The organism is Methylobacterium sp. Leaf361, assembly GCF_001424445.1.
Taxonomy (GTDB): Bacteria; Pseudomonadota; Alphaproteobacteria; order Rhizobiales; family Beijerinckiaceae; genus Methylobacterium.
Map to the genome: position 1 here is coordinate 1 of NZ_LMPY01000039.1, position 25,936 is coordinate 25,936.

The 25,936-nt window shown below is 69.9% G+C and carries 31 protein-coding genes; 9 read left to right on the forward strand and 22 right to left on the reverse strand.

The window, feature by feature from the left end; translation table 11 throughout:
- The first annotated feature begins 166 nt into the window (after nt 1–166).
- From ASG32_RS23080 to ASG32_RS23095, 4 genes are read left to right on the forward strand one after another with little or no spacing between them, the layout of a single operon-like run.
- Entirely contained in the window at nt 167–2,461 is a 2,295-nt protein-coding gene (locus tag ASG32_RS23080) for a response regulator (protein WP_056531215.1), read from the forward strand.
- Nucleotides 2,458–3,525 carry a chemotaxis-specific protein-glutamate methyltransferase CheB gene (gene cheB, locus ASG32_RS23085; RefSeq protein ID WP_026605430.1) on the forward strand — a complete coding sequence of 356 codons (1,068 nt, stop codon included), beginning with the start codon at nt 2,458–2,460 and terminating at the stop codon, nt 3,523–3,525. Before ASG32_RS23080 ends, cheB begins: the two co-directional genes overlap by 4 nt.
- Entirely contained in the window at nt 3,522–5,240 is a 1,719-nt protein-coding gene (locus ASG32_RS23090) for a response regulator (protein WP_056531218.1), read from the forward strand. The genes cheB and ASG32_RS23090 overlap by 4 nt, the downstream gene beginning before the upstream one ends.
- Nucleotides 5,237–7,123 carry a response regulator gene (locus ASG32_RS23095; RefSeq protein WP_056531221.1) on the forward strand — a complete coding sequence of 629 codons (1,887 nt, stop codon included), beginning with the start codon at nt 5,237–5,239 and terminating at the stop codon, nt 7,121–7,123. The genes ASG32_RS23090 and ASG32_RS23095 overlap by 4 nt, the downstream gene beginning before the upstream one ends.
- Nucleotides 7,124–7,535: 412 nt before the next feature.
- On the opposite strand, the gene rplQ is transcribed toward ASG32_RS23095, so the two are convergent.
- The 5 genes from rplQ to rpsM form a co-directional block, all read right to left on the reverse strand.
- A complete protein-coding gene (rplQ, locus tag ASG32_RS23100; RefSeq protein WP_020096288.1) occupies nt 7,536–7,946 on the reverse strand; it encodes a 50S ribosomal protein L17 in 411 nt (136 codons plus the stop codon).
- A gap of 198 nt (nt 7,947–8,144) precedes the next feature.
- Nucleotides 8,145–9,164 carry a DNA-directed RNA polymerase subunit alpha gene (locus ASG32_RS23105; RefSeq protein WP_010686165.1) on the reverse strand — a complete coding sequence of 340 codons (1,020 nt, stop codon included), beginning with the start codon at nt 9,162–9,164 and terminating at the stop codon, nt 8,145–8,147.
- A 109-nt stretch (nt 9,165–9,273) separates the two neighbouring features.
- Entirely contained in the window at nt 9,274–10,146 is an 873-nt protein-coding gene (locus ASG32_RS23110) for an MBL fold metallo-hydrolase (RefSeq protein WP_056531246.1), read from the reverse strand.
- A gap of 25 nt (nt 10,147–10,171) precedes the next feature.
- Entirely contained in the window at nt 10,172–10,561 is a 390-nt protein-coding gene (rpsK, locus tag ASG32_RS23115; protein WP_010686167.1) for a 30S ribosomal protein S11, read from the reverse strand.
- A 173-nt stretch (nt 10,562–10,734) separates the two neighbouring features.
- Entirely contained in the window at nt 10,735–11,103 is a 369-nt protein-coding gene (rpsM, locus tag ASG32_RS23120) for a 30S ribosomal protein S13 (RefSeq protein ID WP_010686168.1), read from the reverse strand.
- Nucleotides 11,104–11,353: 250 nt separating this feature from the next.
- Here rpsM and ASG32_RS23125 point away from each other — a divergent pair, with 250 nt between their 5' ends.
- On the forward strand, nt 11,354–11,710 hold the full coding sequence (locus tag ASG32_RS23125) for a hypothetical protein (RefSeq protein WP_056531224.1): 357 nt from the start codon (nt 11,354–11,356) through the stop codon (nt 11,708–11,710).
- 31 nt (nt 11,711–11,741) lie between these two features.
- Here the strand turns inward: ASG32_RS23125 and ASG32_RS23130 are convergent, their stop codons facing one another.
- From ASG32_RS23130 to ASG32_RS23210, 17 genes are all read right to left on the reverse strand, one after another.
- Nucleotides 11,742–11,972, reverse strand: a complete 231-nt coding sequence (locus ASG32_RS23130) for a hypothetical protein (protein WP_020096284.1) — start codon at nt 11,970–11,972, stop codon at nt 11,742–11,744.
- Between the two features lie 95 nt (nt 11,973–12,067).
- Nucleotides 12,068–12,670: an adenylate kinase gene (locus tag ASG32_RS23135; RefSeq protein ID WP_020096283.1), complete on the reverse strand. Its 603-nt coding sequence runs from the start codon at nt 12,668–12,670 to the stop codon at nt 12,068–12,070.
- Between the two features lie 170 nt (nt 12,671–12,840).
- Nucleotides 12,841–14,187, reverse strand: a complete 1,347-nt coding sequence (secY, locus tag ASG32_RS23140; RefSeq protein ID WP_020096282.1) for a preprotein translocase subunit SecY — start codon at nt 14,185–14,187, stop codon at nt 12,841–12,843.
- A gap of 145 nt (nt 14,188–14,332) precedes the next feature.
- Nucleotides 14,333–14,836, reverse strand: a complete 504-nt coding sequence (gene rplO / locus ASG32_RS23145) for a 50S ribosomal protein L15 (RefSeq protein ID WP_056531227.1) — start codon at nt 14,834–14,836, stop codon at nt 14,333–14,335.
- Nucleotides 14,837–14,846: 10 nt separating this feature from the next.
- Nucleotides 14,847–15,038 (reverse strand): 50S ribosomal protein L30, encoded by a 192-nt coding sequence (gene rpmD, locus ASG32_RS23150; RefSeq protein ID WP_056531230.1) that lies wholly within the window; start codon nt 15,036–15,038, stop codon nt 14,847–14,849.
- Between the two features lie 11 nt (nt 15,039–15,049).
- Complete coding sequence (gene rpsE / locus ASG32_RS23155; RefSeq protein WP_056531234.1) at nt 15,050–15,637, reverse strand: 30S ribosomal protein S5; 588 nt, start codon at nt 15,635–15,637, stop codon at nt 15,050–15,052.
- Nucleotides 15,638–15,794: 157 nt separating this feature from the next.
- Nucleotides 15,795–16,157, reverse strand: coding sequence for a 50S ribosomal protein L18 (gene rplR, locus ASG32_RS23160; RefSeq protein WP_020096279.1), 363 nt, complete (start codon nt 16,155–16,157; stop codon nt 15,795–15,797).
- A 10-nt stretch (nt 16,158–16,167) separates the two neighbouring features.
- Nucleotides 16,168–16,701, reverse strand: coding sequence for a 50S ribosomal protein L6 (gene rplF, locus ASG32_RS23165; RefSeq protein ID WP_056531237.1), 534 nt, complete (start codon nt 16,699–16,701; stop codon nt 16,168–16,170).
- A 22-nt stretch (nt 16,702–16,723) separates the two neighbouring features.
- Complete coding sequence (gene rpsH, locus ASG32_RS23170) at nt 16,724–17,119, reverse strand: 30S ribosomal protein S8 (RefSeq protein ID WP_010686178.1); 396 nt, start codon at nt 17,117–17,119, stop codon at nt 16,724–16,726.
- Nucleotides 17,120–17,129: 10 nt separating this feature from the next.
- A complete protein-coding gene (gene rpsN / locus ASG32_RS23175) occupies nt 17,130–17,435 on the reverse strand; it encodes a 30S ribosomal protein S14 (protein WP_010686179.1) in 306 nt (101 codons plus the stop codon).
- Between the two features lie 40 nt (nt 17,436–17,475).
- A complete protein-coding gene (gene rplE, locus ASG32_RS23180; RefSeq protein ID WP_020096277.1) occupies nt 17,476–18,042 on the reverse strand; it encodes a 50S ribosomal protein L5 in 567 nt (188 codons plus the stop codon).
- Nucleotides 18,035–18,349, reverse strand: a complete 315-nt coding sequence (rplX, locus tag ASG32_RS23185) for a 50S ribosomal protein L24 (RefSeq protein WP_012319178.1) — start codon at nt 18,347–18,349, stop codon at nt 18,035–18,037. Before rplX ends, rplE begins: the two co-directional genes overlap by 8 nt.
- The gene (gene rplN / locus ASG32_RS23190) at nt 18,349–18,717 is read right to left on the reverse strand and encodes a 50S ribosomal protein L14 (RefSeq protein ID WP_010686182.1); all 369 of its coding nucleotides are present in this window, start codon (nt 18,715–18,717) and stop codon (nt 18,349–18,351) included. Before rplN ends, rplX begins: the two co-directional genes overlap by 1 nt.
- Before the next feature lie 402 nt (nt 18,718–19,119).
- Nucleotides 19,120–19,497, reverse strand: a complete 378-nt coding sequence (locus ASG32_RS23195) for a hypothetical protein (protein ID WP_056531240.1) — start codon at nt 19,495–19,497, stop codon at nt 19,120–19,122.
- A gap of 193 nt (nt 19,498–19,690) precedes the next feature.
- The gene (locus ASG32_RS23200; protein WP_056531242.1) at nt 19,691–20,386 is read right to left on the reverse strand and encodes an amino acid ABC transporter permease; all 696 of its coding nucleotides are present in this window, start codon (nt 20,384–20,386) and stop codon (nt 19,691–19,693) included.
- Complete coding sequence (locus tag ASG32_RS23205) at nt 20,383–21,120, reverse strand: amino acid ABC transporter permease (RefSeq protein WP_082558015.1); 738 nt, start codon at nt 21,118–21,120, stop codon at nt 20,383–20,385. Before ASG32_RS23205 ends, ASG32_RS23200 begins: the two co-directional genes overlap by 4 nt.
- 19 nt (nt 21,121–21,139) lie before the next feature.
- A complete protein-coding gene (locus tag ASG32_RS23210; RefSeq protein WP_199866148.1) occupies nt 21,140–21,943 on the reverse strand; it encodes an ABC transporter substrate-binding protein in 804 nt (267 codons plus the stop codon).
- Nucleotides 21,944–22,717: 774 nt separating this feature from the next.
- Between ASG32_RS23210 and rpsL the strand changes: the two genes are divergently transcribed.
- The 4 genes from rpsL to ASG32_RS33500 all read left to right on the forward strand — a co-directional run.
- Nucleotides 22,718–23,089: a 30S ribosomal protein S12 gene (gene rpsL / locus ASG32_RS23215; RefSeq protein WP_007557568.1), complete on the forward strand. Its 372-nt coding sequence runs from the start codon at nt 22,718–22,720 to the stop codon at nt 23,087–23,089.
- Nucleotides 23,090–23,217: 128 nt separating this feature from the next.
- Entirely contained in the window at nt 23,218–23,688 is a 471-nt protein-coding gene (rpsG, locus tag ASG32_RS23220) for a 30S ribosomal protein S7 (RefSeq protein ID WP_012319183.1), read from the forward strand.
- Nucleotides 23,689–23,718: 30 nt separating this feature from the next.
- Nucleotides 23,719–25,794, forward strand: coding sequence for an elongation factor G (gene fusA / locus ASG32_RS23225; protein WP_020096272.1), 2,076 nt, complete (start codon nt 23,719–23,721; stop codon nt 25,792–25,794).
- A gap of 44 nt (nt 25,795–25,838) precedes the next feature.
- On the forward strand, nt 25,839–25,936 hold a 98-nt coding region (locus ASG32_RS33500), incomplete at its 3' end, for a GTP-binding protein (protein ID WP_146221755.1).

Below are 25,936 nucleotides of genomic sequence, written 5' to 3' on the forward strand. Positions count from 1 at the left end.
CTGGGCATCGAGCAGGTGATGGGGGCGCTGCAGAACATCCGCCAGGCCAGCCAGCAGACCGCGGCCGGCACCCGGCAGGTCGAGGCCGCCTCCGCCAACCTCACCGAGCTCGCCCAGGCCCTCATGGCCCTGGCCGAACGATACCGGCACTGAGGCGGGCGCCCCGTTGGCCGAGGATATCCGCAAGCTCCTGCTCGCCGCCTTCGACGTCGAGCACCGGGAGCACGTCGCGGCGATCCGCGGGGCGCTCGGCAGCGCCACGCCGGACTGGAACGACGTCTTTCGCCGCGCCCACAGCCTGAAGGGCGCCTCCCGCGCCGTCGATCTCCCGGCGGTCGAGGCGGTGGCCCACCGTCTGGAGACGCTGTTCGAGGGCGTGCGCACCGGCGCCACCGCCCTCGACCGCGAGGCGGCCAACGCCGTCCACCTCGCCCTCGACCGGATCGAGTCCTACGTCGCTGGCCTCACCGACGGGTCCGGTCCGGACATGCCGGCCGACGCCCTGGCGGCCCTCGGCCACGTCCTCCGGCTCCCGGGCGAGACGCCGCCGCCGGCACAACCCGCACCACCCGCCGCACCGCCCCCCGCCCCGCTGCCGGATCCGAGTCCGAGCCCGCCACCGGGGCCCCCCGCCGCGCCGGCATCCCCGCCGGCCGCGACCGCCGCGCCGACACAGGCCGACCCCGCGCCGAAACCCGGCTCCGAGCCGCCGGAGGCCTCCGCGGCGATCCTGCGGGTGCCGGCGGAGGCCGTCGAGGCGCTGGCCCGGGCGAGCCACGATCTCGCCAGCACCCTGGCCGGCCAGGCGCCCGCGGCCGACGGCCTCGCCCGGCTCGCCCGCCTGGCCCGCGACCTGCGCGTCGGCGCCGAGGCCCTCGCGGCCGGGGCCGGCGCGGAGCGGCCCGAGTGGCGCGCCCTCGCGGCGCGCGCGGGCGCCTTCGCCCGGGAGGCCGCGGACCTGTCGCGGCGCCAGGCCTCCGCGACCAGCGCGGTCGAGGGCGCCGCGACCCGCGTCCGCGCCGCCGCCGAGCGCCTCGCCCTGGTCCCGGCCGAGACCGTCCTGGCCCCCCTCGCCCGGTCGCTGCGCGAGACCGCCCGGGAGCAGGGCCGCGAGGTCGATCTCGACCTGCGGGGCCTCGACCTGCCGGTGGAGCGCGGCACACTGCAGGCGCTGAAGGATCCGCTGCTCCACGCCCTGCGCAACGCCCTCAGCCACGGCTGGCAGGCGCCGGAGGTGCGGCGCGCGGCCGGCAAGCCGGAGGCCCTGGGCCTCGGGCTGGAGGTCGCGGTGCGCGGCGCCCGCCTGCAGGTCACCGTGTTCGACGACGGGCGCGGCCCCGACCTCGCCCGGATCGAGGCGGCGGCCCGCGAGCGCGGCCTCCTCGGCCCCGCTTCCGCGGCCGAACCCGACACCCTGCTGCGCCTCGTGTTCGAGCCCGGCTTCTCCACCGCCGAGGCGGTCGACACCCTGTCGGGGCGCGGCTACGGCCTCTCGGTCGCCGCGGACGCCGCCCGCCAGCTCATGGGCAGCGTCCGCCTGGAGCCGCGCGACCCGGCCGGCACCGCCCTGATCTTCAGCCTGCCGCTCTCGGCGGCCCGGCGCAGCTTGCTGCTGGTCGAGGCGGCCGGGCGCAGCTACGCCCTCCCCGGGGGCGCCGTGGAGCGCCTCCTGCGCCTGCGGCGCGACGACTTGCCGGTCGCCATGGGCCGGACGATCGTGCGCCTCGGTGACGGGGACGCCGCGACGAGCCACCCGGTGACGGACCTCGCCGCGATCCTCGGACAGGTCGCCGACCCGGCCGATCCCGGCACGCTGACCGCCGTCGTCCTGCGGACCGGCGGCGGCCGTCTGGCCCTGGCGGTCGACCGCCTGCACGACGTCCGTCCGTTCCTGGTCCTGCCCGCGCCGGATTTCGGCGCCGATCCGGGTCTGATCGCCGGCACGGCGGTGCTGAACGGGGACGTGCCGGTGCTGGTCCTCGACCCCGAGGGGCTCGCTTCGCGCGCCCAGGCCGGGACATCGGGCGGCGCGCTCGGAACGATGGCGCCGGCTCCACGTTCGACGACTCACGCCGCGGCGGCCGCGTCCGCGCGCGCGACCATCCTGGTCGTCGACGATTCGATCACCACCCGGACTCTGGAGAAGGGAATCTTGGAAGCCGCCGGCTACCGCGTGGTCGTCTGCGTCGACGGGCAGGACGCCCTCGACCGGCTGCGCGCCGAGATCGAGCCCGTGAACCTGGTGCTCGCCGACGTGGAGATGCCGCGCCTCGACGGGTTCGGCCTCCTGAAGGCCCTGCGGGCCGACGAGCGCTTCGCCCGGCTCCCGGCGATCCTGATGACCTCGCGCGGGGACGCCGCCGACGTCGCCCGGGGCCTGGATCTCGGCGCCGACGCCTACCTGACCAAGCAGAAGTTCGACCAGCGCCAGCTGCTGGATACGATCGGGCAGCTCCTATGACCCCCGTCCGTGTGATGCTCGTGGAGGACAGCCTCGTGGTGCGCGAGCTGCTGCGCCACATCGTCTCCCGCGATCCCCGCCTCGAGCTCGTGGCCGCGGTCGCCTCCGGCGAGGAGGCCCTCGACAAGCTCCGGACCGTGCGGCCGGACGTGATCTCGATGGACATCCGCCTGCCGGGGATCGACGGGCTGGAGACGACCCGCCGGATCATGGCCGAGCACCCGACCCCGATCGTCGTGGTGGCGGATTCGGTCGAGGATAACTCGCTGCGCATCTCGATGAACGCGCTCCGGGCCGGGGCCCTGTCGGTCGTCGAGAAGCCCGTGGCCACGACCCATGCCGGCTACGAGGGCGTGGCCGGCGAGATCTGCACGCAGCTGCGGATCATGGCCCAGGTTCCGGTTATCCGCCGCCGGCCGATCGGCACCGAGTGGGCCGGCCGCTCCGCCGTCGCGCCCCAGGCGCCGCTGGCCGACCTGTCCGGGCAGGCCCCGAGCCTCCTGGGCATCGCCGCCTCGACGGGCGGTCCCCCGGCGCTGGCGCGGGTGATCGGCGCCCTGCCCAAGGACTTCCCGCTGCCGGTCCTGGTCGTCCAGCACATGGGCGCGGCCTTCATGGACGGGTTCGCCAGCTGGCTCGACAGCGTCGTCGCCCTCCCGGTCTCCCTCGCGCAGGACGGCGAGCGCGCCGAACCCGGCCGGGTCTACGTGGCCCCGGGCGACCGCCACCTGGAGATCGGCTCCGGCCGGATCCTGCGGGTGATCGATTCCGCGCCGGTCTCCGGCCAGCGCCCGGCCGCCACCGTGCTGTTCCGGTCCATGGCCCGGCAATCCGGACCCTCCGGCATCGGCGTGCTGCTGACCGGCATGGGCGAGGACGGGGCCCTGGGCCTCGCCGACATGCACCGGGCCGGCGCCCAGACCGTGGCCGAGCACGAGAGCACCGCCGTCGTCTACGGCATGCCGGCGGCGGCCGTGCGTCTCGGGGCCGCCCGCGCCGTCCTACCCCTCGACCGCGTCGCCGACCACGTCCTGCGCCTCGTGGATGCGGGGGCGCGGCCGTGAGCGAGGCCGGCCCGGCGGAGGTGCCGGCCCGGATCCTGCTGGTCGAGGATTCGGAGACGCAGGCCCTGGAACTGCGCCTGCTGCTGGAGGCGCACGGCTTCGCGGTGGAGCGCTGCGCCTCCGCCGAGACCGCCCTCGATCACCTCAACCGCAGCCAGCCCGACCTCGTGGTGGCCGATTACCACCTGCCGGGCATGAACGGCGACGAGCTGATCCGGCAGATGCGCCTCTCGCTGCGCACCCGGGCCCTGCCGGTCCTGATGCTGACCGGCGGCAGCGGCGGCGAGCGCCAGGGTCTGGAGAGCGGCGCCGACGCCTACCTGCCGAAATCCGCCGACCGCGACCTGATGATCCTGCGCATCCGCGCCCTGCTGCGCGAGCGCCGGCCGACGACCGACGGTGAGGGACCGGGCGCCGCCGCGTTCCGGCGCGGGCGGGTCCTGGTGATCGACGGCAGCGCCACCTACCGGACCTTCCTCGCCGGCGTGATGGGCCAGGACGGCCACCACGTGGCGAGCGTCGACGGGCCTGAGGCGGCCCTGGCCGCCCTGGACGCGGCCGCCGGCGACGAGGCCTTCGACTGCGTGACGGTCGATCTCCTGGGGCACGCCTATGACGGCCTCGCCCTGTGCCGGGCGATCAGCCAGCGGCGCTCGGGACAGGCGGCCGGCGCGGGCTTCCACCTCGTCGGCATCGCCGGCAGCGATCCCGCCAAGGACTTCCTCGTCGAAGCCTACGCGGCCGGCGCCGACGACGTGGTCTCGAAGACCGACGCCGAGGTCCTGGCCCTGCGGGTCCGTGGCTTCGTGCGGCGGCGGCTCCTGGAGGAGGACGACCGGCGCATCGCCGGCCAGTTCGGCGAGCGCGAGCGGGCGGTGGAGCGCGCCCGCGCGGAGGCCGACGCGGCCGAGGCCCGAGCGGGCCTCGCCGACGCCCTGGAGCGGGCCAACCGCGACCTCGCCGACGCCAACCGCCAGCTCACCGAGGCGCAGTCCAAGCTCGTCCAGGCCGCCAAGATGGCCTCGCTCGGCGAGCTGGTGGCGGGGATCGCCCACGAGATCAACAATCCCCTGGCCTTCATCCTGGCCCACCAGGGCACCGTCGAGCGCCTGCTCGGCGAGTTGCCGGGCGCCGCTCCGGAGGCCGCCACCCGCGCCATCGACAAGGCCCGGCAGCGGGTCGGCTCGATGCGGATGGGGCTGACCCGCATCCAGGATCTGGTGCTGAACCTCCGGAAGTTCTCGCGCCTCGACGAGGGCGAGCGCGCCCTGGTCAACGTGCCGGAGGCGATCGAGACGGTGCTCGCGCTGATCCAGCACAAGCTCGGCGAGCGCATCGCCGTGGAGCGCAGCTTCACGGGCCGCGCCGAGATCCACTGCACCCCGGCGCTGCTCAACCAGGTGGTGATGAACATCCTGGGCAACGCCGCCGACGCCATGCCGGAGGGCGGCACGATCCGGATCACAACCCAGTCGAACCCCGAACTCGACGAGATTCGCATCAGCGATACCGGGCCCGGCATCCCGGATACGCTGCGTGAGAAGATCTTCGAGCCGTTCTTCACGACGAAACCGGTCGGATCCGGCACGGGCCTGGGTCTTGCGATTGCCTACAGCGTCGTTCAAGCGCATAGCGGCTCGCTCACCGTGGAGACGGCCCCGGGTGGGGGAGCCTGCTTCGTGATCGGGATCCCGCGGCAGGCGGCCAGTGCATGAGTGACGGTACGGCAGGTGTAGGGACGATCCTGGCCGTCGACGACGAGCCGGACATCCTGATCGCCCTGGAGGACCTGTTCGAGGATTCCTACCGGGTTCTGACGACCTCGCGCCCGGCCGAGGCGCTGGAGATCCTGCGCGCCGAGCCCGACATCGCCGTCGTGCTCTCGGACCAGCGGATGCCGGGCCTCACCGGCGACGCGCTCCTAGCCGAGGCCCGCACCTTCCACGACGCGCAGGCGATCCTGCTGACCGGCTACGCCGACATCACCGCGGTGATCGCCGCCCTCAATCGCGGCGGCATCGTCGGCTACGTCACCAAGCCCTGGGATGCCGGGCTGCTCCGCTCCACCGTCCGGCAGGCCTTCGAGCGCCATCGCCTCGGCCGGGATCTCGCCACCGAGCGGGCACTCCTGCGCGGCCTCCTCGACCACGCCCAGGACGCGATCAGCTTCAAGGACGCGGCGGGCCGCTTCGTGCGGCTGAACGGCCGCAAGGCCGCCCTCCTCGGCCACGACGTCGCCGCCAGCCTGGGACGGCGCGAGGACGAACTCCTCGGCCCGAAGGCAGAGGCCGTGACGGCGGCGGACGAGGCCGCGATCCGGTCCGGCGCGGTGGCCGAGAGCCTGATCAGCGACGGCCCGACCGGCGCCGAGCAGTGGAGCCACGTGACGCGGGTGCCGATCCGCGACGCCGGCGGGACGATCAGCCACCTCGCGATGATCGAGCGCGACGTGACCGAGCAGCGGACCCTCGAGGCGCGCCTGCGCCAGTCCGACAAGATGCAGGCGCTGGGCACCCTCGCGGGCGGCATCGCGCACGATTTCAACAACCTGCTGACCGCGATCCTCGGCAGCCTCGAGCTCGCCGGCCCGAAGGTCGCCGACCAGCCGCGGGTCCAGCGCCTGATCGAGAACGCCCGCGGCGCCGCCGAGCGCGGGGCGTCCCTGACCAAGCGCCTCCTGAGCTTCAGCCGCGCCCACGACCTCCAGGCGCGCGCCGTCGACGTGAACACCCTGATCTCCGGGATGAGCGATCTGTTCGGTCGCAGCCTCGGCGGTCTCGTGACGGTCCGGACCGACCTCGCGGACGGCCTGCCGGCGGTCCAGGTCGATCCGGACCAGCTCGAACTCGCCGTGCTCAACCTCTGCATCAACGCCCGCGACGCCATGCCGGACGGGGGAGCGATCACGGTCGCGACGCGCCGGCTCGCGATCAGCGGCGATCCCGAGATCGCCGACGGCACCTATCTCGGCATCAGCGTCACCGACGAGGGCACCGGCATCCCGGAGGAGATCCTGCGCCGGGTCTGCGAGCCGTTCTTCACCACCAAGGCCGTCGGCCAGGGCACCGGGCTCGGCCTCGCCATGGTGTTCGGCCTCGCGCAGCAATCCAAGGGCCGGCTGGCGATCGACAGCGTGGTCGGTCGGGGCACCCGCGTGGAGCTCGCCCTCCCCTTCGCCGATCAGGCGCCCGAGCAGGCGCCCGAGGCCGCCGGCACCGTCCCGGTCGCCGGCCGGCGGGCCCGCGTCCTGATCGTCGACGACGATTCGCAGGTGCGCCACGTGACGGCCTCGTTCCTCACCGGCTTCGGCCACAGCACCACGGAAGCCGGCGACGGCGAGGCCGCGCTCCGGCTCCTCGAGGCGGACCGCTACGACATCGTCGTCGCCGACCTCGCCATGCCCGGCATGAGCGGCATCGAACTGGCCGCCGAGATCCGCGAGCGCGATCCGCGCCTGCCGGTCCTGATCCTTACCGGACATGCCGAGGCGATGCAGATCCCCGACGACCTGCCGGTGCTCACGAAGCCGTTCCGCTCCGCGGACCTCGCGGCCCGGGTCGCCACGCTGCTCGACGGCGGAGCCGGACCCGTCGGCTGACGGGGGCTTGCAACCAATCGGTTGCCGGCTCATTCTCTCCTCGTGGGGCCCGCAGGCCCCGGGTTACGAAGAGGAGGTGGACCATGAGCAATCACGGCATCTTCCCGCGCCGCAGGCGTGACAACGATCTCGACCAGGACGGTCCACCGGACGAGTCCCGGCAGGGATAGGGGTTTTCGGAGCGCGGCGCGGTCGAGTTCCCGGCCTGTCTGAGACGGGCCGCCAGGGCGAGCTCCCGCGACCATCCGAGACGTGGACCCTGCTTCAGACCCGTCGGCGCGAGCCGGCGGGTTTTTTTGTTGTTCGCGCATCGTCATGGCGATCGCGGCGAGGAGCCGAAACGCGAGAAGCCGCCCCGGAGGGTCCGGGACGGCTTCTCAAAGAATAGGAGCGACGGGGCGCTCCGTGCCGATCAGGCGGCTTCGGAGACCTGGCTCGGACCGGAATCCTTGCCGCGGGCCTCTACGTCGCGGTCGACGAACTCGATCACCGCGAGCGGGGCGTTGTCGCCCTGGCGGAAGCCCGCCTTCATGATCCGGCAGTAGCCGCCCGGACGGCCCTTGTAGCGCGGGCCGAGGACGGTGAAGAGCTTCTTGACCATGTCGGCGTCGCGGAGCTGCGCCATGGCGAGGCGGCGGGTGTGCACGCTGTCGATGCGGCCCAGCGTGATCAGCTTCTCGACGACCGGACGCAGGTCCTTCGCCTTCGGCAGGGTGGTGATGATCTGCTCGTGCTTGATCAGCGCGGCGGACATGTTGGCGAACATCGCCTTGCGATGCTCGGCGGTGCGGTTGAAACGGCGGCCGCGGTAGGCGTGACGCATGTGCTGGCTTCCTTCTCGTCTCGGCCGCCGTGCCACGGTACGGCCGGGTGCCCCGGGAACGGGGCGGTTCACTCCGCGTGACCCCGCGGCGGGATTCGTTGGGGACTTGGCGTCGTCGCCGCGGGTCCCGGGCCTGGATGGGCCGAACCGGCGGCGCAGTGCGGCGCCGCCCGGTTCCGCTCGAGGCGGCTTCGCCTCTCAGTAGTGTTCCTCGAAGCGCTTGGCGAGATCCTCGATGTTCTCCGGCGGCCAGCCGGGGATGTCCATGCCGAGATGCAGGCCCATGCCGGCGAGCACTTCCTTGATCTCGTTGAGCGACTTGCGGCCGAAGTTCGGGGTCCGCAGCATCTCGCCCTCGGACTTCTGGATGAGGTCGCCGATGTAGACGATGTTGTCGTTCTTCAGGCAGTTCGCCGAGCGGACCGACAGCTCCAGCTCGTCGACCTTCTTGAGCAGCGCCGGGTTGAAAGGCAGCTGCGGCGCGAGCGGCGCGGCCTCTTCCTTGCGCGGGTCCTCGAAGTTCACGAAGACCTGCAGCTGGTCCTGGATGATGCGTGCCGCGTAGGCGAGCGCGTCCTCCGGCGAGACCGCGCCGTTGGTCTCGACCGTCATGGTCAGCTTGTCCTTGTCGAGATCCTGGCCCTCGCGGGTCGTCTCGACGCGGTAGCTGACCTTAGTGACCGGCGAGAACAGCGAGTCGACCGGGATCAGGCCGATCGGCGCGTCCTCGGGACGGTTGCGCTCGGCCGGGACGTAGCCCTTGCCGGTGGCGACCGTGAACTCCATGCGGATCTCGGCGCCGTCGTCGAGGGTGCAGATCACGAGGTCGGGGTTCAGGATCTGGATGTCGCCGACCGTGCCGATGTCACCGGCGGTGACGAGGCCCGGGCCGGTCTTCCGCAGGGTCATGCGCTTGGGCGCGTCGGTCTGCGAGCGGATCGCGATGGTCTTGATGTTGAGGACGATGTCGGTGACGTCCTCGCGCACGCCCGGGATCGACGAGAACTCGTGCAGAACGCCGTCGATCTGCACCGAGGTCACGGCCGCGCCCTGGAGCGACGACAGGAGCACGCGGCGCAGGGCGTTGCCCAGCGTCGTGCCGAAGCCGCGCTCGAGCGGCTCGGCGACGACCGTGGCGACCCGCTTCGGGTCGTCGCCGGTCGTGACCTGCAGCTTGTTCGGCTTGATCAGTTCCTGCCAATTCTTCTGAATGACCACGATCCTACCTCTCGTCCTTGCCCGGGATCCGCGACGCCCGTCCCCGCGCTTCGGCCACTCGGTGCCGCCCCCTGGCGCCCCGAACGGTCCCTGAAATCCGTATCCGCCGTTACTCGCCGCCGACCCACAGCACCGGCACGAAGCTGTAGCCAGCCCCATCCCGATCCACGTAGCCGAGCGCCGGGAACTCGAGATGGCCGCCGGCGATGAGCGTGCGCTCGCGGGCCACCTCGTCCAGGATCCGCTTGCGCGTCTCCCGCGCCTGATCGCCGTCGACGTCGAAGCCGACGCCGGCCTCCGGGTTCTTGAACTGGATCGCCGGCAGGTGCACCACGTCGGTCCACATCATCAGCGCCTGTCCACCGGAGACGATGCGGAAACCGCAATGGCCCGGCGTGTGGCCGGGCAGATGGACCGCCGTTATCCCCGGAAGGACCTCGCCGCCGCGGTGCTCGCGCACCTTGCCGGCGTAGGGAGCCAGGGACTTGCGGGCGCCCTCGAAGTAGGGCTTCGCGGCCTCCGGCGCCTTGGCCAGGGCCTCGTCCGGAAGCCAGTGCGCCGCCTCGTCGGCGTGCAGCACGATCTCGGCGTTCGGGTAGCGCGCCGCGCCGTCCTTCACGAGACCGCCGACATGGTCGGGGTGCAGGTGACTGACCAGCACCGTGCCGATCTCCTCCGGCGCGACGCCGGTCAGCGCGAGCGCTGCACCGGCGCGACCCAGGGTCGGTGCCGGGGCGAGGTCGCCGTAGCCCGTGTCGATCAGGGTCGGCTTGAGGCCCGAACCCGTGATCAGGAAGGCGTTCAGCGTGATCTTGGGCTGCTCCGTGCGGAAACCCGCCACCTGGAGCCGCCCGGCCTCCTCCTTGGAGATGCCCGTGACGAGATCGAGGCTGGCCTGAAACCAGCCGTCATTGAGCGCGGTGACCGTGAGGTCCCCGAGGTTCCAACGCAGCACGCCCGGAAGCGGCTTCGATCCCGTCATGAACTTCTCCGTCAAGAGGCTTCGATCAGACGCGGCGGCGCTTGCGCGGCCGGCAGCCGTTGTGCGGGATCGAGGTGACGTCGCGGATCGAGGTCACCGTGAAGCCCGCGGCCTGCAGGGCGCGGAGCGCCGACTCGCGGCCCGAACCCGGACCGGACACCTCGACCTCGAGGGTGCGCATGCCGTGCTCGGCGGCCTTGCGGCCAGCATCCTCGGCGGCGACCTGGGCGGCGTACGGGGTCGACTTGCGCGAGCCCTTGAAGCCCATCGCACCGGCGGACGACCACGAGATCGTGTTGCCCTGCGCGTCCGTGATGGTGATCATCGTGTTGTTGAAAGAGGCGTTCACGTGGGCGACGCCCGACACGATGTTCTTGCGCTCGCGGCGGCGGACGCGTTGCGGTTCCTTAGCCATTCTGGTCTCACTCTTCCTTCAGGCACGCCCGTAACACCAGGCGCTCGGGATTCTTTTTGGGACTTGGCCGGAGCACCCGTGCAGGGCGGTCGAGCCGGCGCCGGACCCGTTGCGGGACACCTGGCGCGACGGGAAGGAGGCCGAGCGGAGCACGGCCTCCCAGTTCCAAAAACTTACTTCTTCTTGCCGGCGATCGGCTTCGCCTTGCCCTTGCGGGTGCGGGCGTTGGTGTGGGTGCGCTGGCCGCGGACCGGCAGCTGCTTGCGGTGACGCAGACCGCGATAGGCGCCGAGATCCATCAGGCGCTTGATGTTCATCGAGACTTCGCGGCGCAGGTCGCCCTCGACGAGGTAGTCGCGATCGATCGTCTCGCGGATCGACAGAACCTCGGCGTCGGTCAGCTGGTTGACGCGACGCTCGGCGGGGATGTTCACCTTCTGGGTGATTTCCTCGGCCTTCTTGGCCCCGATGCCGTGGATGTACTGGAGCGCGATGACGACGCGCTTGTTGGTCGGGATGTTGACGCCTGCGATACGGGCCACGATCACTCTCCATGTGGGACCCGGGGATCCGGGCCGGTGTCGCGCGCGTCCGGTGGAGGCCGGCCCCTGCGCACGTGAAACGACGACGCGGCCCGCGGGCGGCCCTGAACAGGGCACCTCGGACCATCGTTCGGCTGGACGAAGGAGGGCCTGCTAGCGCGCGGACGGCCCGTTGTCAACGACGGGTCGGCACGGCCTCGCCCCGTCACGCGCGCGTCGCGGCGCCCTGGGATCTGATCGAGGAGCGGAGATGGCGGTTCTGACGAGCGACGGCGCGACCCTGCGGGCCTTCGCCGATTCGGTGCTGCGCGCCGCCGAGGAGACCCTGGAGGAGGTCATGCCGGTGACGCTGGCGGTGATCGGCGGCGTTCTCGCCGAGGCGGAGCCCGGCTCGATCGCGCTCCAGGACGCGGATGGTGGTCCGCCCCTGCTCTGGGCGACCTTCGCCGGTCGCCGCATGGTGTTCCGCTACAACACGATGACGGCGATGATCGAGCTGCGCGACGGCACCGCGGAGGGCTACCCGCTCCGGCTGTTCGGCCACCGGTCGCTCCAGATGGACGTCGTCAATTTCTTCGGCAGCCTCCGCAGGGAGGGCCGGATCTGAGCCACGCCCCCGACGGGCGGCCGCCCGCGCCTCAGCGAAAGCCCTGATTCCGCAGCCGGCAAGTGCGGCCCATGTCCTGGTAGCCCGCCGGGCAGCGGCGGGCGCAAGTCCCCGCCAGGTACTTCAGCGGCGGCCGGCAGGCGTTGCGGAACCGCTTCTGGCCGTACACGAAGGACTGGGCCGGACTCTGCGCGAAGGCCGGCAGCGGCGGGAGGGCCACCGCGAGCAGGAGGGAGGCGGTGGCGAGGAGGCGGACGGTCATGGCGTTTCCGATCGTGGACCCGCCCCATAACCCCCAGGAACACCGCCCGGTTCACGGGCGCGCCGAAACGGTCGGTCAGCGCGCCGCGATCGCCCTCAGGAGGCGACGCGCTCCTCGTGCGGCTCCAGTGTCGCCATCAGGTCGGCCGTGACCTTGTCGATCGGCTGCATGCCGTCGATGGTCTCCAGCATGCCCTTCTGCGCGTAGTAGGCGGAGAGGGGCGCCGTCTGGGCGCGGTACGCCTCGAGCCGCTGCTTGAACACCTCGGGGGTGTCGTCCTTCCGCACGGCCTGGCCGCGGGCCAGGGTCTCGGCGGCGCGCTTCTCGATGCGGCCGACCAGGGCATTCTCGTCGACCTTCAGCTCGATGACGGCAGAGAGGCTCAAGCCCTTGCTCGCCAGCATCTCGCTGAGCGCTTCCGCCTGCGCGACCGTGCGCGGGAAGCCGTCGAGGATGAAGCCGCGGCGGGCATCCGGCTCCTCGATCCGGTCGGCGACGATGCCGACCACGATCCGGTCGGAGACGAGACCGCCGGATTCCATCACCGCCTTGGCCTCGAGGCCGACCGGCGTGCCGGCGGCCACCGCGGCGCGCAGCATGTCCCCCGTCGACAGCTGCGGGATGCCGAAGCGCTGTACGATCCGCTCGGATTGCGTCCCCTTCCCCGCACCGGGCGGCCCGAGCAGAATAATGCGCATGGCGTTGTCCTCGTTCGGCCCACTCTCTCAGTGGGCACAAGCCGTGGTGGCGAAGCCTCCCTGGCATCGCCGGGTTCGGGGTTCTCTAGCCGGTCCGCGCCGGTGAGGCATCCAGACCTTTGGGCCAGAGGCGGGAGCTTCCTCGGAGTCCGGCCGCCTCTGTAGCAGGCTCAGCGCCGCCGTTGCGTGGTCGACGCGCCACGCAGCTTGGCCTTCTTCACGAGGCCCTCGTACTGATGGGCCATCAGGTGCCCGTGGACCTGCGCCACCGTGTCCATCGTGACCGAGACCACGATGAGCAGGGACGTGCCGCCGAAGCCGAGGCTGGCCGCGGCGTAGGACGACAGGATCTCCGGGCAGAGGCACACGAGGGTCAGGTACAGGGCGCCGATCACCGTGATGCGGGTCAGCACCTTGTCGATGAAGGCCGCGGTGCGCTCGCCCGGACGGATGCCCGGGATGAAGCCGCCATGCTTCTTCAGATTGTCGGCCGTCTCCTGCGGATTGAAGACGACTGCGGTGTAGAAGAACGTGAAGAAGATGATCAGCGCCGCGTAGAGCACCATGAACAGCGGGGTGCCGTGGCCGAGATAGGCCGTGACCGTGCCGAGCCAGCCCGTGGCGCCCCCGTTGGCCGAGAAGCTCGCGGCGGTCGCCGGCAGCAGCAGCAGCGACGAGGCGAAGATCGGCGGGATCACGCCCGAGGTGTTGAGCTTGAGCGGCAGGAACGAGGTCTGACCCTCGTACATACGGTTGCCGACCTGGCGCTTCGGGTAGTTGATCAGGAGCCGGCGCTGGGCGCGCTCCATGAACACGATGAAGTAGACGAGCGCGACGGCGGCGACGCCGACGCCCAGGATGATCGCCGGGGACAGGGCGCCGGTGCGGCCGAGCTCGAGCGCGCCCGCGATCGCCACCGGCAGGTGGGCCACGATGCCGGCGAAGATGATCAGCGACGAGCCGTTGCCGATGCCGCGCGAGGTGATCTGCTCGCCGAGCCACATCAGGAACAGGGTTCCGCCCGTCAGGGTGATCACCGTCGAGGCCAGGAAGAACGGACCCGGATCGATGGCGGCCGAGGAGCCCTGGAGGCCGATGGCGATGCCCCAGGACTGAACCAGCGCCAGCACCACCGTCAGGTAGCGGGTGTACTGGTTGATGACCTTGCGGCCCGACTCGCCCTCCTTCTTGAGCGCTTCCAGGCTCGGGATCACCGAGGTCAGGAGCTGCACGATGATCGAGGCCGAGATGTAGGGCATGATGTTCAGGGCGAAGATCGCCATGCGCTCCACGGCGCCGCCCGAGAACATGTTGAACAGGCCCAGCACGCCGCCCGCCTGCTGCTGGAAGTTACGGGCGAACTGCTCCGGATCGATGCCGGGAATCGGGATGTACGTGCCCAGCCGGAACACCACGAGGGCGCCGAGCGTGAACCAGATGCGCTTCTTCAGCTCATCGGCCTTCGCGATCGCACCGAAATTGAGATTGGCGGCAAGCTGCTCGGCGGCTGAGGCCATAAGCGTCGCGTCCTGGAAGTGTCGCCGGGCGACCGGCGCCCGGATGAAATGAAAACGGCGGCCCGCGTGGTCGCAGGGCCGCCGCTCGAAGGATCGGCTTAAAGGGTGCGCGGAGCCCGTGCAACGGGTTCCGGAGTCGCTCCCGTCAGGCCGTGGCCGCCTCGCTGCCGCCGCGGGTGGAGGCACCCTGGGCGTAGACGGTGCTGACCGAGCCGCCGACCTTCTCGACCGCCTCGACGGCGGACTTGGAGGCGCGAGTGACCTCGAAGCTGAGCTTCGCGGTCAGCTCGCCGACGCCGAGCAGCTTCACGCCGTCGCGGGGACGGGCGATAATGCCGGCGGCGACCAGGCTCTCCACCGTCACGGTGGCGGCCTTGTCGAGCTTGCCCGCGTCGACGGCCTCCTGGATCCGGCCGAGGTTCACCTCGTTCAGGTCCTGGGCGTAGAGGTTGTTGAAGCCGCGCTTCGGCAGGCGACGATGCAGCGGCATCTGACCGCCCTCGAAGCCCTTGATGGACACGCCGGTCCGGGCCTTCTGACCCTTCACGCCGCGGCCCGCGGTCTTGCCCTTGCCGGAGCCGATGCCCCGGCCCACGCGCATCCGGTCCTTGGTGGCGCCGGGATTGTCGCTGATCTGGTTGAGCTTCATCGGGACCTCCTCACGCCACGTCGCCGTGGACGCGCACGAGGTGCGCAACCTTGCGGATCATGCCGCGCACGGAGGGGGTGTCCTCCAGCTCGGCCACGCGGTGGAGCTTGTTGAGCTTGAGGCCGATCAGCGTCTGGCGCTGGCTGGCCTCGCGGCGGATCGGCGAGCCGATCTGCTCGATGCGGACGGTCTTCTGTGCCATCGGACCCTCCCTTACGCGACCGCGGCTTCGGACTGGTCGGCCGGATCGGCATCGCGGCGACGCGACTGCAGCTTCGACACCTTGATGCCGCGGCGGGCCGCCACGGAGCGCGGGCTGTCCTCGTTCTTGAGCGCCTCGAAGGTGGCGCGCACGAGGTTGTAGGGGTTCGACGAACCCAGCGACTTGGCGACGACGTCCTGCATGCCGAGCGTCTCGAACACGGCGCGCATCGGGCCGCCGGCGATGATGCCGGTGCCCTGCGGGGCCGCGCGGAGGATCACCTTGCCGGCGCCGTGGCGGCCGTTGACGTCGTGGTGCAGGGTCCGGCCCTCGCGGAGGGAGACGCGGATCAGACCGCGCTTGGCGGCCTCGGTCGCCTTGCGGATGGCCTCCGGCACCTCGCGGGCCTTGCCGTGGCCGAAGCCGACGCGGCCCTTCTGGTCGCCGACGACGACGAGGGCCGCGAAGCCGAAGCGACGGCCGCCCTTCACCACCTTGGCGACGCGGTTGATGTGGACAAGCTTGTCCACGAACTCGCTGTCGCGCTCCTCGCGATCCTCGCGGCGGCCGCGGCCCCCGCCCTCACGTTCACGTGCCATTTCTTTTACCTGTTCATCTCACTGGCGCAGGCGGCGGGCCTGCTCGCTCGATTTCTTCTCGAATGCCGGACATGCAGAGCACGTCCGACCCGCCGTTGTTCAAAGGTCCCGATTGGGCCTGCCATCGGCAGAGGCGCCGACGGCAGGTCCCGAAAAATCAGAACTCCAGGCCACCCTCGCGGGCGGCCTCGGCCACGGCGGCGACGCGGCCGTGGTAGATGTAGCCGGAGCGGTCGAAGATCACCTTCGTGACGCCCGCGGCCTTGGCGCGCTCGGCGACGAGCTTGCCCACCGCCTTGGCGGCGGCGACATCGGCGCCGGTCTTCAGTTCGCCCTTGAGCGCCTTGTCGATCGACGAGGCCGAGGCCAGTGTCTTGCCGGCGACGTCGTCGATGACCTGCACGTAGATCTGCTTCGACGAGCGGAACACCGAGAGCCGCGGGCGGCCATTGGCGGCGGCCCGCAGCGCGCGGCGGACGCGCGCCTTGCGGCGATCGAGGGCTTCGAGCTTGCGAGACATGATGCCCTCCTTACTTCTTCTTGCCTTCCTTGCGGAAGATGAACTCGCCCGCGTACTTCACGCCCTTGCCCTTGTAGGGCTCGGGTCCGCGGTAATCGCGGATCTCAGCGGCGACCTGACCGACCTGCTGGCGGTTGATCCCCGTGATCGTGATCTCGGTGGGCTTCGGGGTCGCGATCGTGATCCCGGCGGGGATCGCGTACTCAATGTCGTGGCTGTAGCCGAGCGACAGCTTGAGCGCCTTGCCGGCCATCGCGGCGCGATAGCCGACGCCGGTGATCTCGAGCTTCTTCTCGAAGCCCTTCGAAACACCCTCGGCGATATTGGCGATCTGCGCCCGCGACGTGCCCCACAGGGAGCGCGCCGGCTTGGACTGGTTGACGGGCTGCACCTCGATGGCGCCGTCCTTCATCGCCACGTTGACGAGCGACGGAACGACGAACGACAGCTCGCCCTTCGAACCCTTCATCTTCACCGTCTGACCGGTGACCGTGGCGGTAACGCCGGCCGGTACGGGGACCGGCTTCTTGCCTACGCGAGACATGGGATAACCTCCTCCGTCCCGATCAGAACACGGTGCAGAGCACTTCACCGCCGACGTTGCGCTCGCGCGCCTCGTGGTCGGCCATGACGCCCTGCGGGGTGGAGACGATGGTGACGCCGAGGCCGTCGGCCACGTGCGGCAGCTCGCCGACCGACGAGTAGACCCGGCGGCCCGGCTTCGAGACGCGCTTGATCTCGCGGATCACGGGGCGCCCGTCGTAGTACTTGAGCTCGATGGCGAACTCGGTGCGGCCGTTGCCGAGGTCGGTCGCCGCGTAGTCGCGGATGTAGCCCTCGGACTTCAGGACGTCGAGGACGCTGGCGCGCAGGCGCGAGCCGGGCGTCTGGACGACGTTGCGACGGCGCAGCTGGCCGTTGCGGATGCGGGTGAGCATGTCGCCCACGGGATCGTTGACCATGGGGACCTCCTTACCAGCTCGACTTGACCAGGCCGGGGATGAGGCCCCGGTTGCCAAGCTCGCGCAGCGCCACGCGCGAGATGCCCATCTTGCGGTAGTAGGCGCGCGGACGGCCGGTCATGCCGCAACGGTTGCGGATGCGCGTGGCCGACGAGTTGCGCGGCAGTTCCGCGAGCTTGAGGCGCGCCTCGAAGCGCTCCTCCATCTCGAGGGCGTCGTTGTTGGCGATCTCGAGGAGCGCCTTCCGCTTGGCCGCGAAGCGCTTCACCAGCGCCTTGCGGGCCTCATTCTTCTCGACTGAGCTTTTCTTCGACATGTCGTCTATCTCCGGTGTCCGCGTCTGAGACCCGAGGGCCTCACTGCCGGAACGGGAACTTGAAGGCGGCGAGCAGCGCCTTGGCCTCGGCATCGGTCTTGGCGGTGGTCGCCACGACGATGTCCATGCCCCACATCTGCTCGGCCTTGTCGTAGGAGATCTCCGGGAACACGAGGTGCTCCTTGAGACCCAGGGCGTAGTTGCCGCGGCCGTCGAACGAGCGCGGGTTCAGGCCGCGGAAGTCACGCACGCGCGGCAGCGCGATGGTGATCAGCCGGTCCATGAACTCGTACATGCGCTGCTTGCGCAGGGTCACCTTGCAGCCGATCGGCATGCCCTCGCGGACCTTGAAGGTCGCGATGGCCTTGCGGGCCTTGGTGATGACCGGCTTCTGGCCAGCGATCAGGGCGAGGTCGCCCGCCGCCACCGAGGCCTTCTTCGAGTCCGCGGTGGACTCGCCGACGCCCATGTTGATCACGATCTTCGTGATCTGCGGCACTTCCATGGGGTTCTTGTAGCCGAACTCTTCGATCAGCTTCTGGCGAACCACCTCGTCGTAGTGCTTGCGCAGGCGCGGGGTGTAGGCGTTCTTGTCGGCCTCAGCCATCGATCTGATCCCCCGTGGTCTTGGCGAACCGGACCTTGCGCCCGTCTTCGAGGATGCGGAAACCCACGCGGGTCGGCTTGCCGTTGGCATCCGCGACCGCGATGTTCGAGAGCTGGATGGCGGCCTCCTTGGAGATGATGCCGCCTTCCTGGTTCTGGGTCTGCTTCTGGTGCTTCTTCACCAGGTTGATGCCGCGCACGAAGGCCCGGCCTTCCTTCGGCAGAACCTGGATCACCTCGCCCGACCGGCCCGAATCACGGCCGGTGAGCACGACGACCTTGTCGCCCTTCTTGATCTTGGCGGCCATTACAGCACCTCCGGAGCCAGGGAGATGATCTTCATGTGGTTGCGGGCGCGGAGCTCGCGCGGCACCGGTCCGAAGATACGGGTGCCGATCGGCTCCTTCTGATTGTTGATCAGGACCGCGGCGTTCTTGTCGAAGCGGATCACCGAACCGTCGGCGCGCTTCACGTCCTTCGCCGTGCGGACGACGACCGCCTTCATGACGTCGCCCTTCTTGACGCGACCGCGCGGGATCGCCTCCTTGACGGAGACGACGATCACGTCGCCGACGCCGGCATATTTGCGCTTCGACCCGCCGAGAACCTTGATGCACATCACACGGCGTGCACCCGAGTTGTCGGCGACGTCCAGATTCGTCTGCATCTGGATCACGTGCGTGACTCCTTGTTTCAGGCGGGTTTCCGCACACGGACGGTATTGCCCGGCGGACGACGCCTGATGGGGACCTGACGTCCCCGGCTCATGTGTTCGACCGCGCTGGCGGTGTCGTCAGACACCGGCGCGGTCACCGCGTTCACGGGGTGCGAGCACCCATCGGAAATGTCGCGAAGGCCGGGCGCATACTACGGGCCGCGGGTGATGGCAAGCGGAGCGGCGGGAAATCGTCGCTGCCGCATAGGGGGGCTGATCCGGCTTCGGGGCTGGTCCGCGGCGCCGCGCGGCTCGATCGCTGCGGTGCCCGCCCGTCCGGCCGCGGAACGCGAGCCCTGAACGTGCGACGACCGGCGCGCCTCTCGGCGCGCCGGTCGGTTGACGTGCAGCGTTCGGGGTCGATCAGATCGGTTGGCCGGCCGTCTCGAACAGGAATCCGTCGAGGCTCGGGATGGTGACCGAGGCTCCGCTCGCGGGCCTCGACAGGCGCCAGGGCCGCTCCGACCGGGCGCGAATCGCCTCGGACGGGCGAAGCCGCCGCATCAGGCCGTCCTCGCCGACCTCCTCGATCGCCAGGAAGCCGTAGACCTGCAGCCGCGAGGCGGTGAGCTTGAGGCCGCGATCGTCCGCGGCGACGACCATGCTGCCAGTCGCGTAGACAGCGTCCAGGAGGGAGCGCTGCTCGCTGCGGCGACGGTTGCGCGCCTCCCGCTCGCCGGGGGCCTGGGCGGGAATCGGCCGCCGGAACGGAACGACGTTGCTGACCGCGACGCAACCCATACGCAACACCCTTGACGCGAACCTGCGGCGGCGACTTGGCCGCCCGATGTGCGCGACAATTCGATGGATCGCTTTAATTCTCCGTAGACCGTGCCGGCGCGCACCTGCCCCGATCCGGTACGCCTTGCACGTGTGCCTCGGTAAATCGGTCGTGTCCCGCGAGCCGGCTCGGGCGCGTCGGCCGGCCGCTCCGTCACGGGGTGCGATGTGCCGCGACCTTGCCGGTATTCGTCAGCCGGGCGGCCAGCCCGTCGAGACCGGCGCAGAGGATGCCGTACACGGCACCGACGAAGAGGAAGATCTCGGCCGGGTAGACCATCGCGCGGTTGTTCACCTGCGCCGCCACGAAGGCGAGTTCGGGCACGCCGATCACGTAGGCGAGCGACGTGTCCTTGATGAGCGTGGTCCACTGGTTGACGAAGGACGACGCCATGGCCCGCAGCGCCTGCGGGAGGACGACGAAGCGCAGGGTGCGCCAGGGGTCGAGGCCGAGCGCGAGGCCGGCCTCCCACTGACCACGGCCGACGCTCGCGATGCCCGCCGCCACCCCGTGGGACAGGTAGGCGCCTCCGACGAGCGACAGCGCCACCGCGACCGTGCCGATCTCGGGAATCGACACGCCGAACAGGATCGGCAGCAGGAAGTAGGCCCAGAAGATCAGCATCACGACCGGCACGGCGCGGAGGAAGCCGAGCCCGGCGGTGAGCGCTGCCCGGGCCGCGCCCGCGCTCACGGCCACGGCGATGCCGAGGACGAGCCCGAGCGCGGCCGAGGCCAGACCGGACAGGCCGGAGAGGATCAGCGTCAGGGCCAGCCCGCCGACCGGCCCGTCGGGCCAGGCCCCGACCATCAGGTAGCCGAGATTGTCGATGATGACCGACGGATTCATCGGTGCCGGCCCGGTCGACGGGCGCGGCGGTCGAGCATCTGCCCGGTCGTCTCTGCCGCGGCGGCCGCGCCGACGTAGAGCAGCGTCGCGATGCCGAAGGCCTGGAAGGTCTGGAAGGTCTCGGTCTCCACCTGCCGGGACGCGTAGGACAGCTCCGCGAGGCCGATCGTCATGGTCAGCGACGTGTTCTTGAGCGTGTTGAGGTATTGGCCGACGATCGGCAGCCAGGCGACGCGCAGGGTCTGGGGCAGGACGATGTGGCGGAACGCCTGGACGGGCGTGAGGCCGAGGGCCAGGGCCGCCGCCCGCTGAGCGGGCCGGAAGGCCCTGATGCCGGCGCGGAGTTCCTCGGCGATGTAGGCGCCCGCGTAGAGCGTGAGCCCGCAGAACCCGGCGAGGCTCTCGTAAGCGGGCCAGCGCAGGCTCCCGAATCCCAGGTCCAGGACGTGCGGCGCGTTGAGCCAAGCCGTCACGCCCTGCGGCAGGGCGGCGGCCACCGCGAAGTACCAGACGAAGAGTTGCACCAGCAGCGGCGTGTTGCGGACGATGCCGCCGGAGACGGCCACGGCGCCGCGCCCGGCGCGCCCGCCCGCCTCGCGCAGCCCGCACGCCGCGAGGCCCAGCACCGTGCCGGCAAGGCAGGTGGCTGCCGACAAGGTCAGGGTCGTCCCGAAGCCTTGCAGCAGCCAGATGAGGTAGCGCGGCGCGAGTGGATCGCCGAACAGCGCGGCCATCGTCGTTATGCCGCCCCGGTCAGGGACGGTCCCCGATCCGGAACAGGCGCGGCAGCGGCTGCTCGGTCGCGGGCCCGAACCAGCGATCGTAGATCGCCGCCGCCCTACCGCTCGACTCCAGGCCGCGCAGGGTCTCGTTCACGCGGTCCCGGAGCCGCGCCTCATCCTTCGGGATGCCGACGCCGATATAGTCGTTGGAGATGCTGAAGGCGGGGATCTCGTAGTTCTGCCGGTCCGGCACCTTCGCGAGCAGCCCGACCAGCTTCGGGCCGTCCTGCGTGATCGCCTGGACATTGCCGATGCGCAGGGCCGTGAATGCGAAGGGCGTGTCGTCGAAGGCGACCACGACCGCCTTCGGGAAGTCGCGGCGCAGGACGATCTCGTTGGTGGTGCCCTTGTCTGCACCGATTCGAAGCCCATTGAGCTGCTCCGGCGACGACAGGGCGCCCTTCTTGGCCAGGAACTGCTGGCCGGAGGCGAAGTATGGGATGCTGAAATCGAGCTGCCTGGCCCGCTCGTCCGTGATGGTGAAGTTCGCCAGAACCAGATCGACCTTGCCGGAGGTCAGCAGCGGGATACGATTCGCCGGGTTGGTGGGCCGGATCTCCAGCTTGACGCCGAGCGCGTCGGCGATGGCCTGCGCGTAGTCGATGTCGAGGCCGGCGATCCGTTTCGTCTCGGGATCGACGAAGCCGAACGGCGGGTTGCTGTCGAAGGCGGCGACCCGGAGAACGCCGGCCTTTCTGATGTCGTCCAGACGGTCGGCCGTTGCGGGGCCGATCGACAGGAGGGTCGCGAGAACGAGGGCGAAGAGGCGGCGCACGCGTGACTCCATCGGATGGTTCGGGGCCGGTACAGGCAGAGCGATGATCAAATATCGCGAATATTTCGGACTGAATCGCGTCGGACTTCTAAATTGAGGTATAAATCGATCTGGTCTTCGCTCTCGGCGCAAAATCAGAGGATGCCAGCAGGATTTATCTCGACCGCCAGCGCATTTTCATCTTTGGACAACACGAAAATCAACGGAGAAAGATTCTATTTTTTCCTCGCGGGCGGGTGCCGCTCGCCGAAAGATCTGGCGGCTGCGGGGCAGATTTTCCTGCCGCGCCCGGGCAGGGCCCGAGGCTGCGCCGAAGTCCCGCCGCCACTTGGCCGGCCTGCCCCGGCTTCCGTTGACGGGACGAGGCGCCGTGCGCGATAGCGGTCCCTCGGCTCCGCCGTCGCGAAGGCTCGCCGATCGCGGGCGCCGTGCGCGCCCTTGACCGATCTTTAACCTCCGCCGCGGTGCAGTTTTCTGCCGTGACCGCATTGACCTGCGGCGCAACGGCGTCTAGAAGCGCGCCACTTCGGACGGCCATCGGCTGCCGACGGCCCTTGGGCGCAACCCCGGAAGCCGCCGCCATCGCCCCGAGCGCTCCGAGGGTTCAAATCGCCTGACGCTGTAAGTCAGATCCGTAGGTACGAGCGCGTTCGTTTCGGGCGTGCTCCTCTGCCCGCACCGCGCCGAGGGTCCGTGACAGGCCCTCCGGCGCATATTCGTTTTGCGGACTGCCCTGCGCAGTTCGGACTAGGTGACCGAGGAAGAGGGCACAGGATGCCGACGATCAACCAGCTGATCGCCCAGCCGCGGAAGATCCAGCGGAGCCGCAACAAGGTTCCGGCGCTCGACGCTTGCCCGCAGAAGCGCGGCGTCTGCACCCGCGTTTACACGACGACCCCGAAGAAGCCGAACTCGGCGCTCCGGAAGGTCGCCAAGGTGCGCCTCACCAACGGTTTCGAGGTGATCGGCTACATCCCGGGCGAGGGTCACAACCTTCAGGAGCACTCCGTGGTGATGATCCGCGGCGGCCGCGTGAAGGATCTTCCGGGTGTGCGCTACCACATCCTGCGCGGCGTGCTCGACACGCAGGGCGTGAAGAACCGCAAGCAGCGCCGGTCGAAGTACGGCGCCAAGCGTCCGAAGTAAGTCGGAAGCCCGGATATTTCCCGGGCGCCGGTACGCGTTTCCACGGCCTCGCAAGGATGTCGCCGGCCTCAGGGCTGAGGCGGCCTGCGCGGGGCGCTTAAGATCTTTTCGTTCGAGAGTCTCAGAAGATGTCCCGTCGTCACTCTGCCGAGAAGCGTGAGATCATTCCGGACCCGAAGTACGGGGACGTGGTGCTGACGAAGTTCATGAACTCCATTATGTACGAGGGCAAGAAGTCGACCGCCGAGCGGATCGTCTACGGTGCCTTCGACATCGTCGAGAACCGCGCCCGCGCCAATCCGATCGAGGTGTTCCGCGCCGCGCTCGACAACGTCGCCCCGATGATCGAGGTCCGCTCCCGCCGCGTCGGCGGCGCGACTTACCAGGTCCCCGTCGAGGTCCGCACCGAGCGCCGCCAGGCCCTCGCGATCCGCTGGCTGATCCAGGCCGCGCGTTCGCGCAACGACCGCACCATGGTCGAGCGCCTCTCGGCCGAGCTGCTCGACGCCGCGAACAACCGCGGCAACGCCGTCAAGAAGCGCGAAGACACGCACCGGATGGCGGAAGCCAACCGCGCCTTCTCGCACTACCGCTGGTAAGCGGTTCCGCCGTCTCTCAGGAGCAATTCGATGCCCCGCACGCACGCGATCGAGGACTACCGCAACTTCGGCATCATGGCCCACATCGATGCCGGCAAGACCACGACGACCGAGCGGATCCTCTACTACACCGGAAAGTCCCACAAGATCGGCGAGGTCCATGAGGGCGCCGCCACCATGGACTGGATGGCGCAGGAGCAGGAGCGTGGCATCACGATCACCTCGGCTGCGACGACCTGCTTCTGGCGCGACAAGCGCCTGAACATCATCGACACCCCCGGCCACGTCGACTTCACCATCGAGGTGGAGCGCTCGCTCCGCGTCCTCGACGGCGCCGTGTGCGTGCTCGACGGCAACCAGGGCGTCGAGCCGCAGACCGAGACCGTGTGGCGTCAGGCCGACAAGTACGACGTGCCGCGCGTCGTGTTCGTCAACAAGATGGACAAGATCGGCGCCGACTTCTTCAAGTGCGTCGCCGACATCATCGACCGCGTCGCCGGCAAGCCCGTCTGTCTGCAACTGCCGATCGGCGCCGAGTCGAGCTTCCAGGGCGTGATCGACCTCATCAAGATGAAGGCGATCGTCTGGTCGGGTGAGGCGCTCGGCGCCAACTTCGACGAGACCGAGATCCCGGCCGACCTCAAGGACCAGGCCGTCGAGTACCGCACCAAGCTGGTCGAGGCCTGCGTCGAGCTCGACGACGACGCCATGGCCGCCTACCTCGACGGCAACGAGCCCGACGAGGCCACCATGCGCGTCCTGGTGCGCAAGGCCGTCCAGCTGCGCGCCTTCCACCCGGTGCTCTGCGGCTCGGCGTTCAAGAACAAGGGCGTGCAGCCGCTCCTCGACGCCGTCGTGGACTACCTGCCCTCCCCGGCCGATCGCGGCGAGATCAAGGGCATCGACTTCAAGACCGAGGAAGAGACCGTCCGTCACCCGTCGGATGCGGATCCCTTCTCCATGCTCGCCTTCAAGATCATGGACGATCCCCACGTCGGCACGATCACCTTCTGCCGCGTGTACTCGGGCAAGGTCGAGACCGGCGCCAACGTGCTGAACTCGTCGCGCGACAAGAAGGAACGCGTCGGCCGCATGCTCCTGATGCACGCCAATAACCGTGAGGACATCAAGGAGGCCTTCGCGGGCGACATCGTCGCGCTGGCCGGCCTCAAGGACACCCGCACGGGCGACACCCTCTGCGACCCGCAGAAGGCCGTGATCCTCGAGAAGATGGAGTTCCCCGAGCCCGTCATCGAGATCGCCGTCGAGCCGAAGTCGAAGGCCGACCAGGAGAAGCTCGGCATCGCGCTCTCGAAGCTCGCCGCCGAGGACCCGTCCTTCCGCGTCTCCACCGACCAGGAATCCGGCCAGACCATCCTCAAGGGGATGGGCGAGCTCCACCTGGACATCAAGGTCGACATCCTGCGCCGCACCTACAAGGTCGACGCGAATATCGGCCAGCCGCAGGTCGCCTATCGCGAGAAGCTGACGCGCCGTCAGGAGATCGACTACACGCACAAGAAGCAGACCGGCGGTACTGGCCAGTTCGCCCGCGTGAAGTTCGTCGTCGAGCCGAACGAGCCGGGCGCCGGCTTCTCGTTCGAGTCGAAGATCGTCGGCGGCGCGGTGCCCAAGGAGTACATCCCGGGCGTCGAGAAGGGCCTCAACTCGGTCCTCGGCGCGGGCGTCCTCGCCGGCTTCCCGGTGGTCGACGTCAAGGTCGAGCTGGTCGACGGTGCCTACCACGACGTCGACTCCTCGGCGCTCGCCTTCGAGATCGCCTCCCGCGCCGCCTTCCGCGAGGCGCTGCAGAAGGGCGGCTCGGTCCTGCTCGAGCCGGTGATGAAGGTCGAGGTCGTCTCGCCGGAGGAGTACACCGGCTCGGTCATCGGCGACCTGAACGCCCGCCGCGGCCAGATCCAGGGCCAGGACATGCGCGGCAACGCCAACGTCATCAACGCGATGGTGCCGCTGGCCAACATGTTCGGCTACGTGAACCAGCTGCGCTCCTTCTCGCAGGGCCGCGCCAACTTCACGATGCAGTTCGATCACTACGAAGAGGTGCCGCGCGGCGAGGCCGACAAGGTCATCGCCAAGTACGCCTAAGCATCTCTTCTTCCGCAACGCGAATTCGAATCTAGGAGGCTCTGATGGGCAAGGAAAAGTTCTCCCGCACCAAGCCGCACTGCAACATTGGCACGATCGGCCACGTCGATCACGGCAAGACGTCTCTGACGGCGGCGATCAC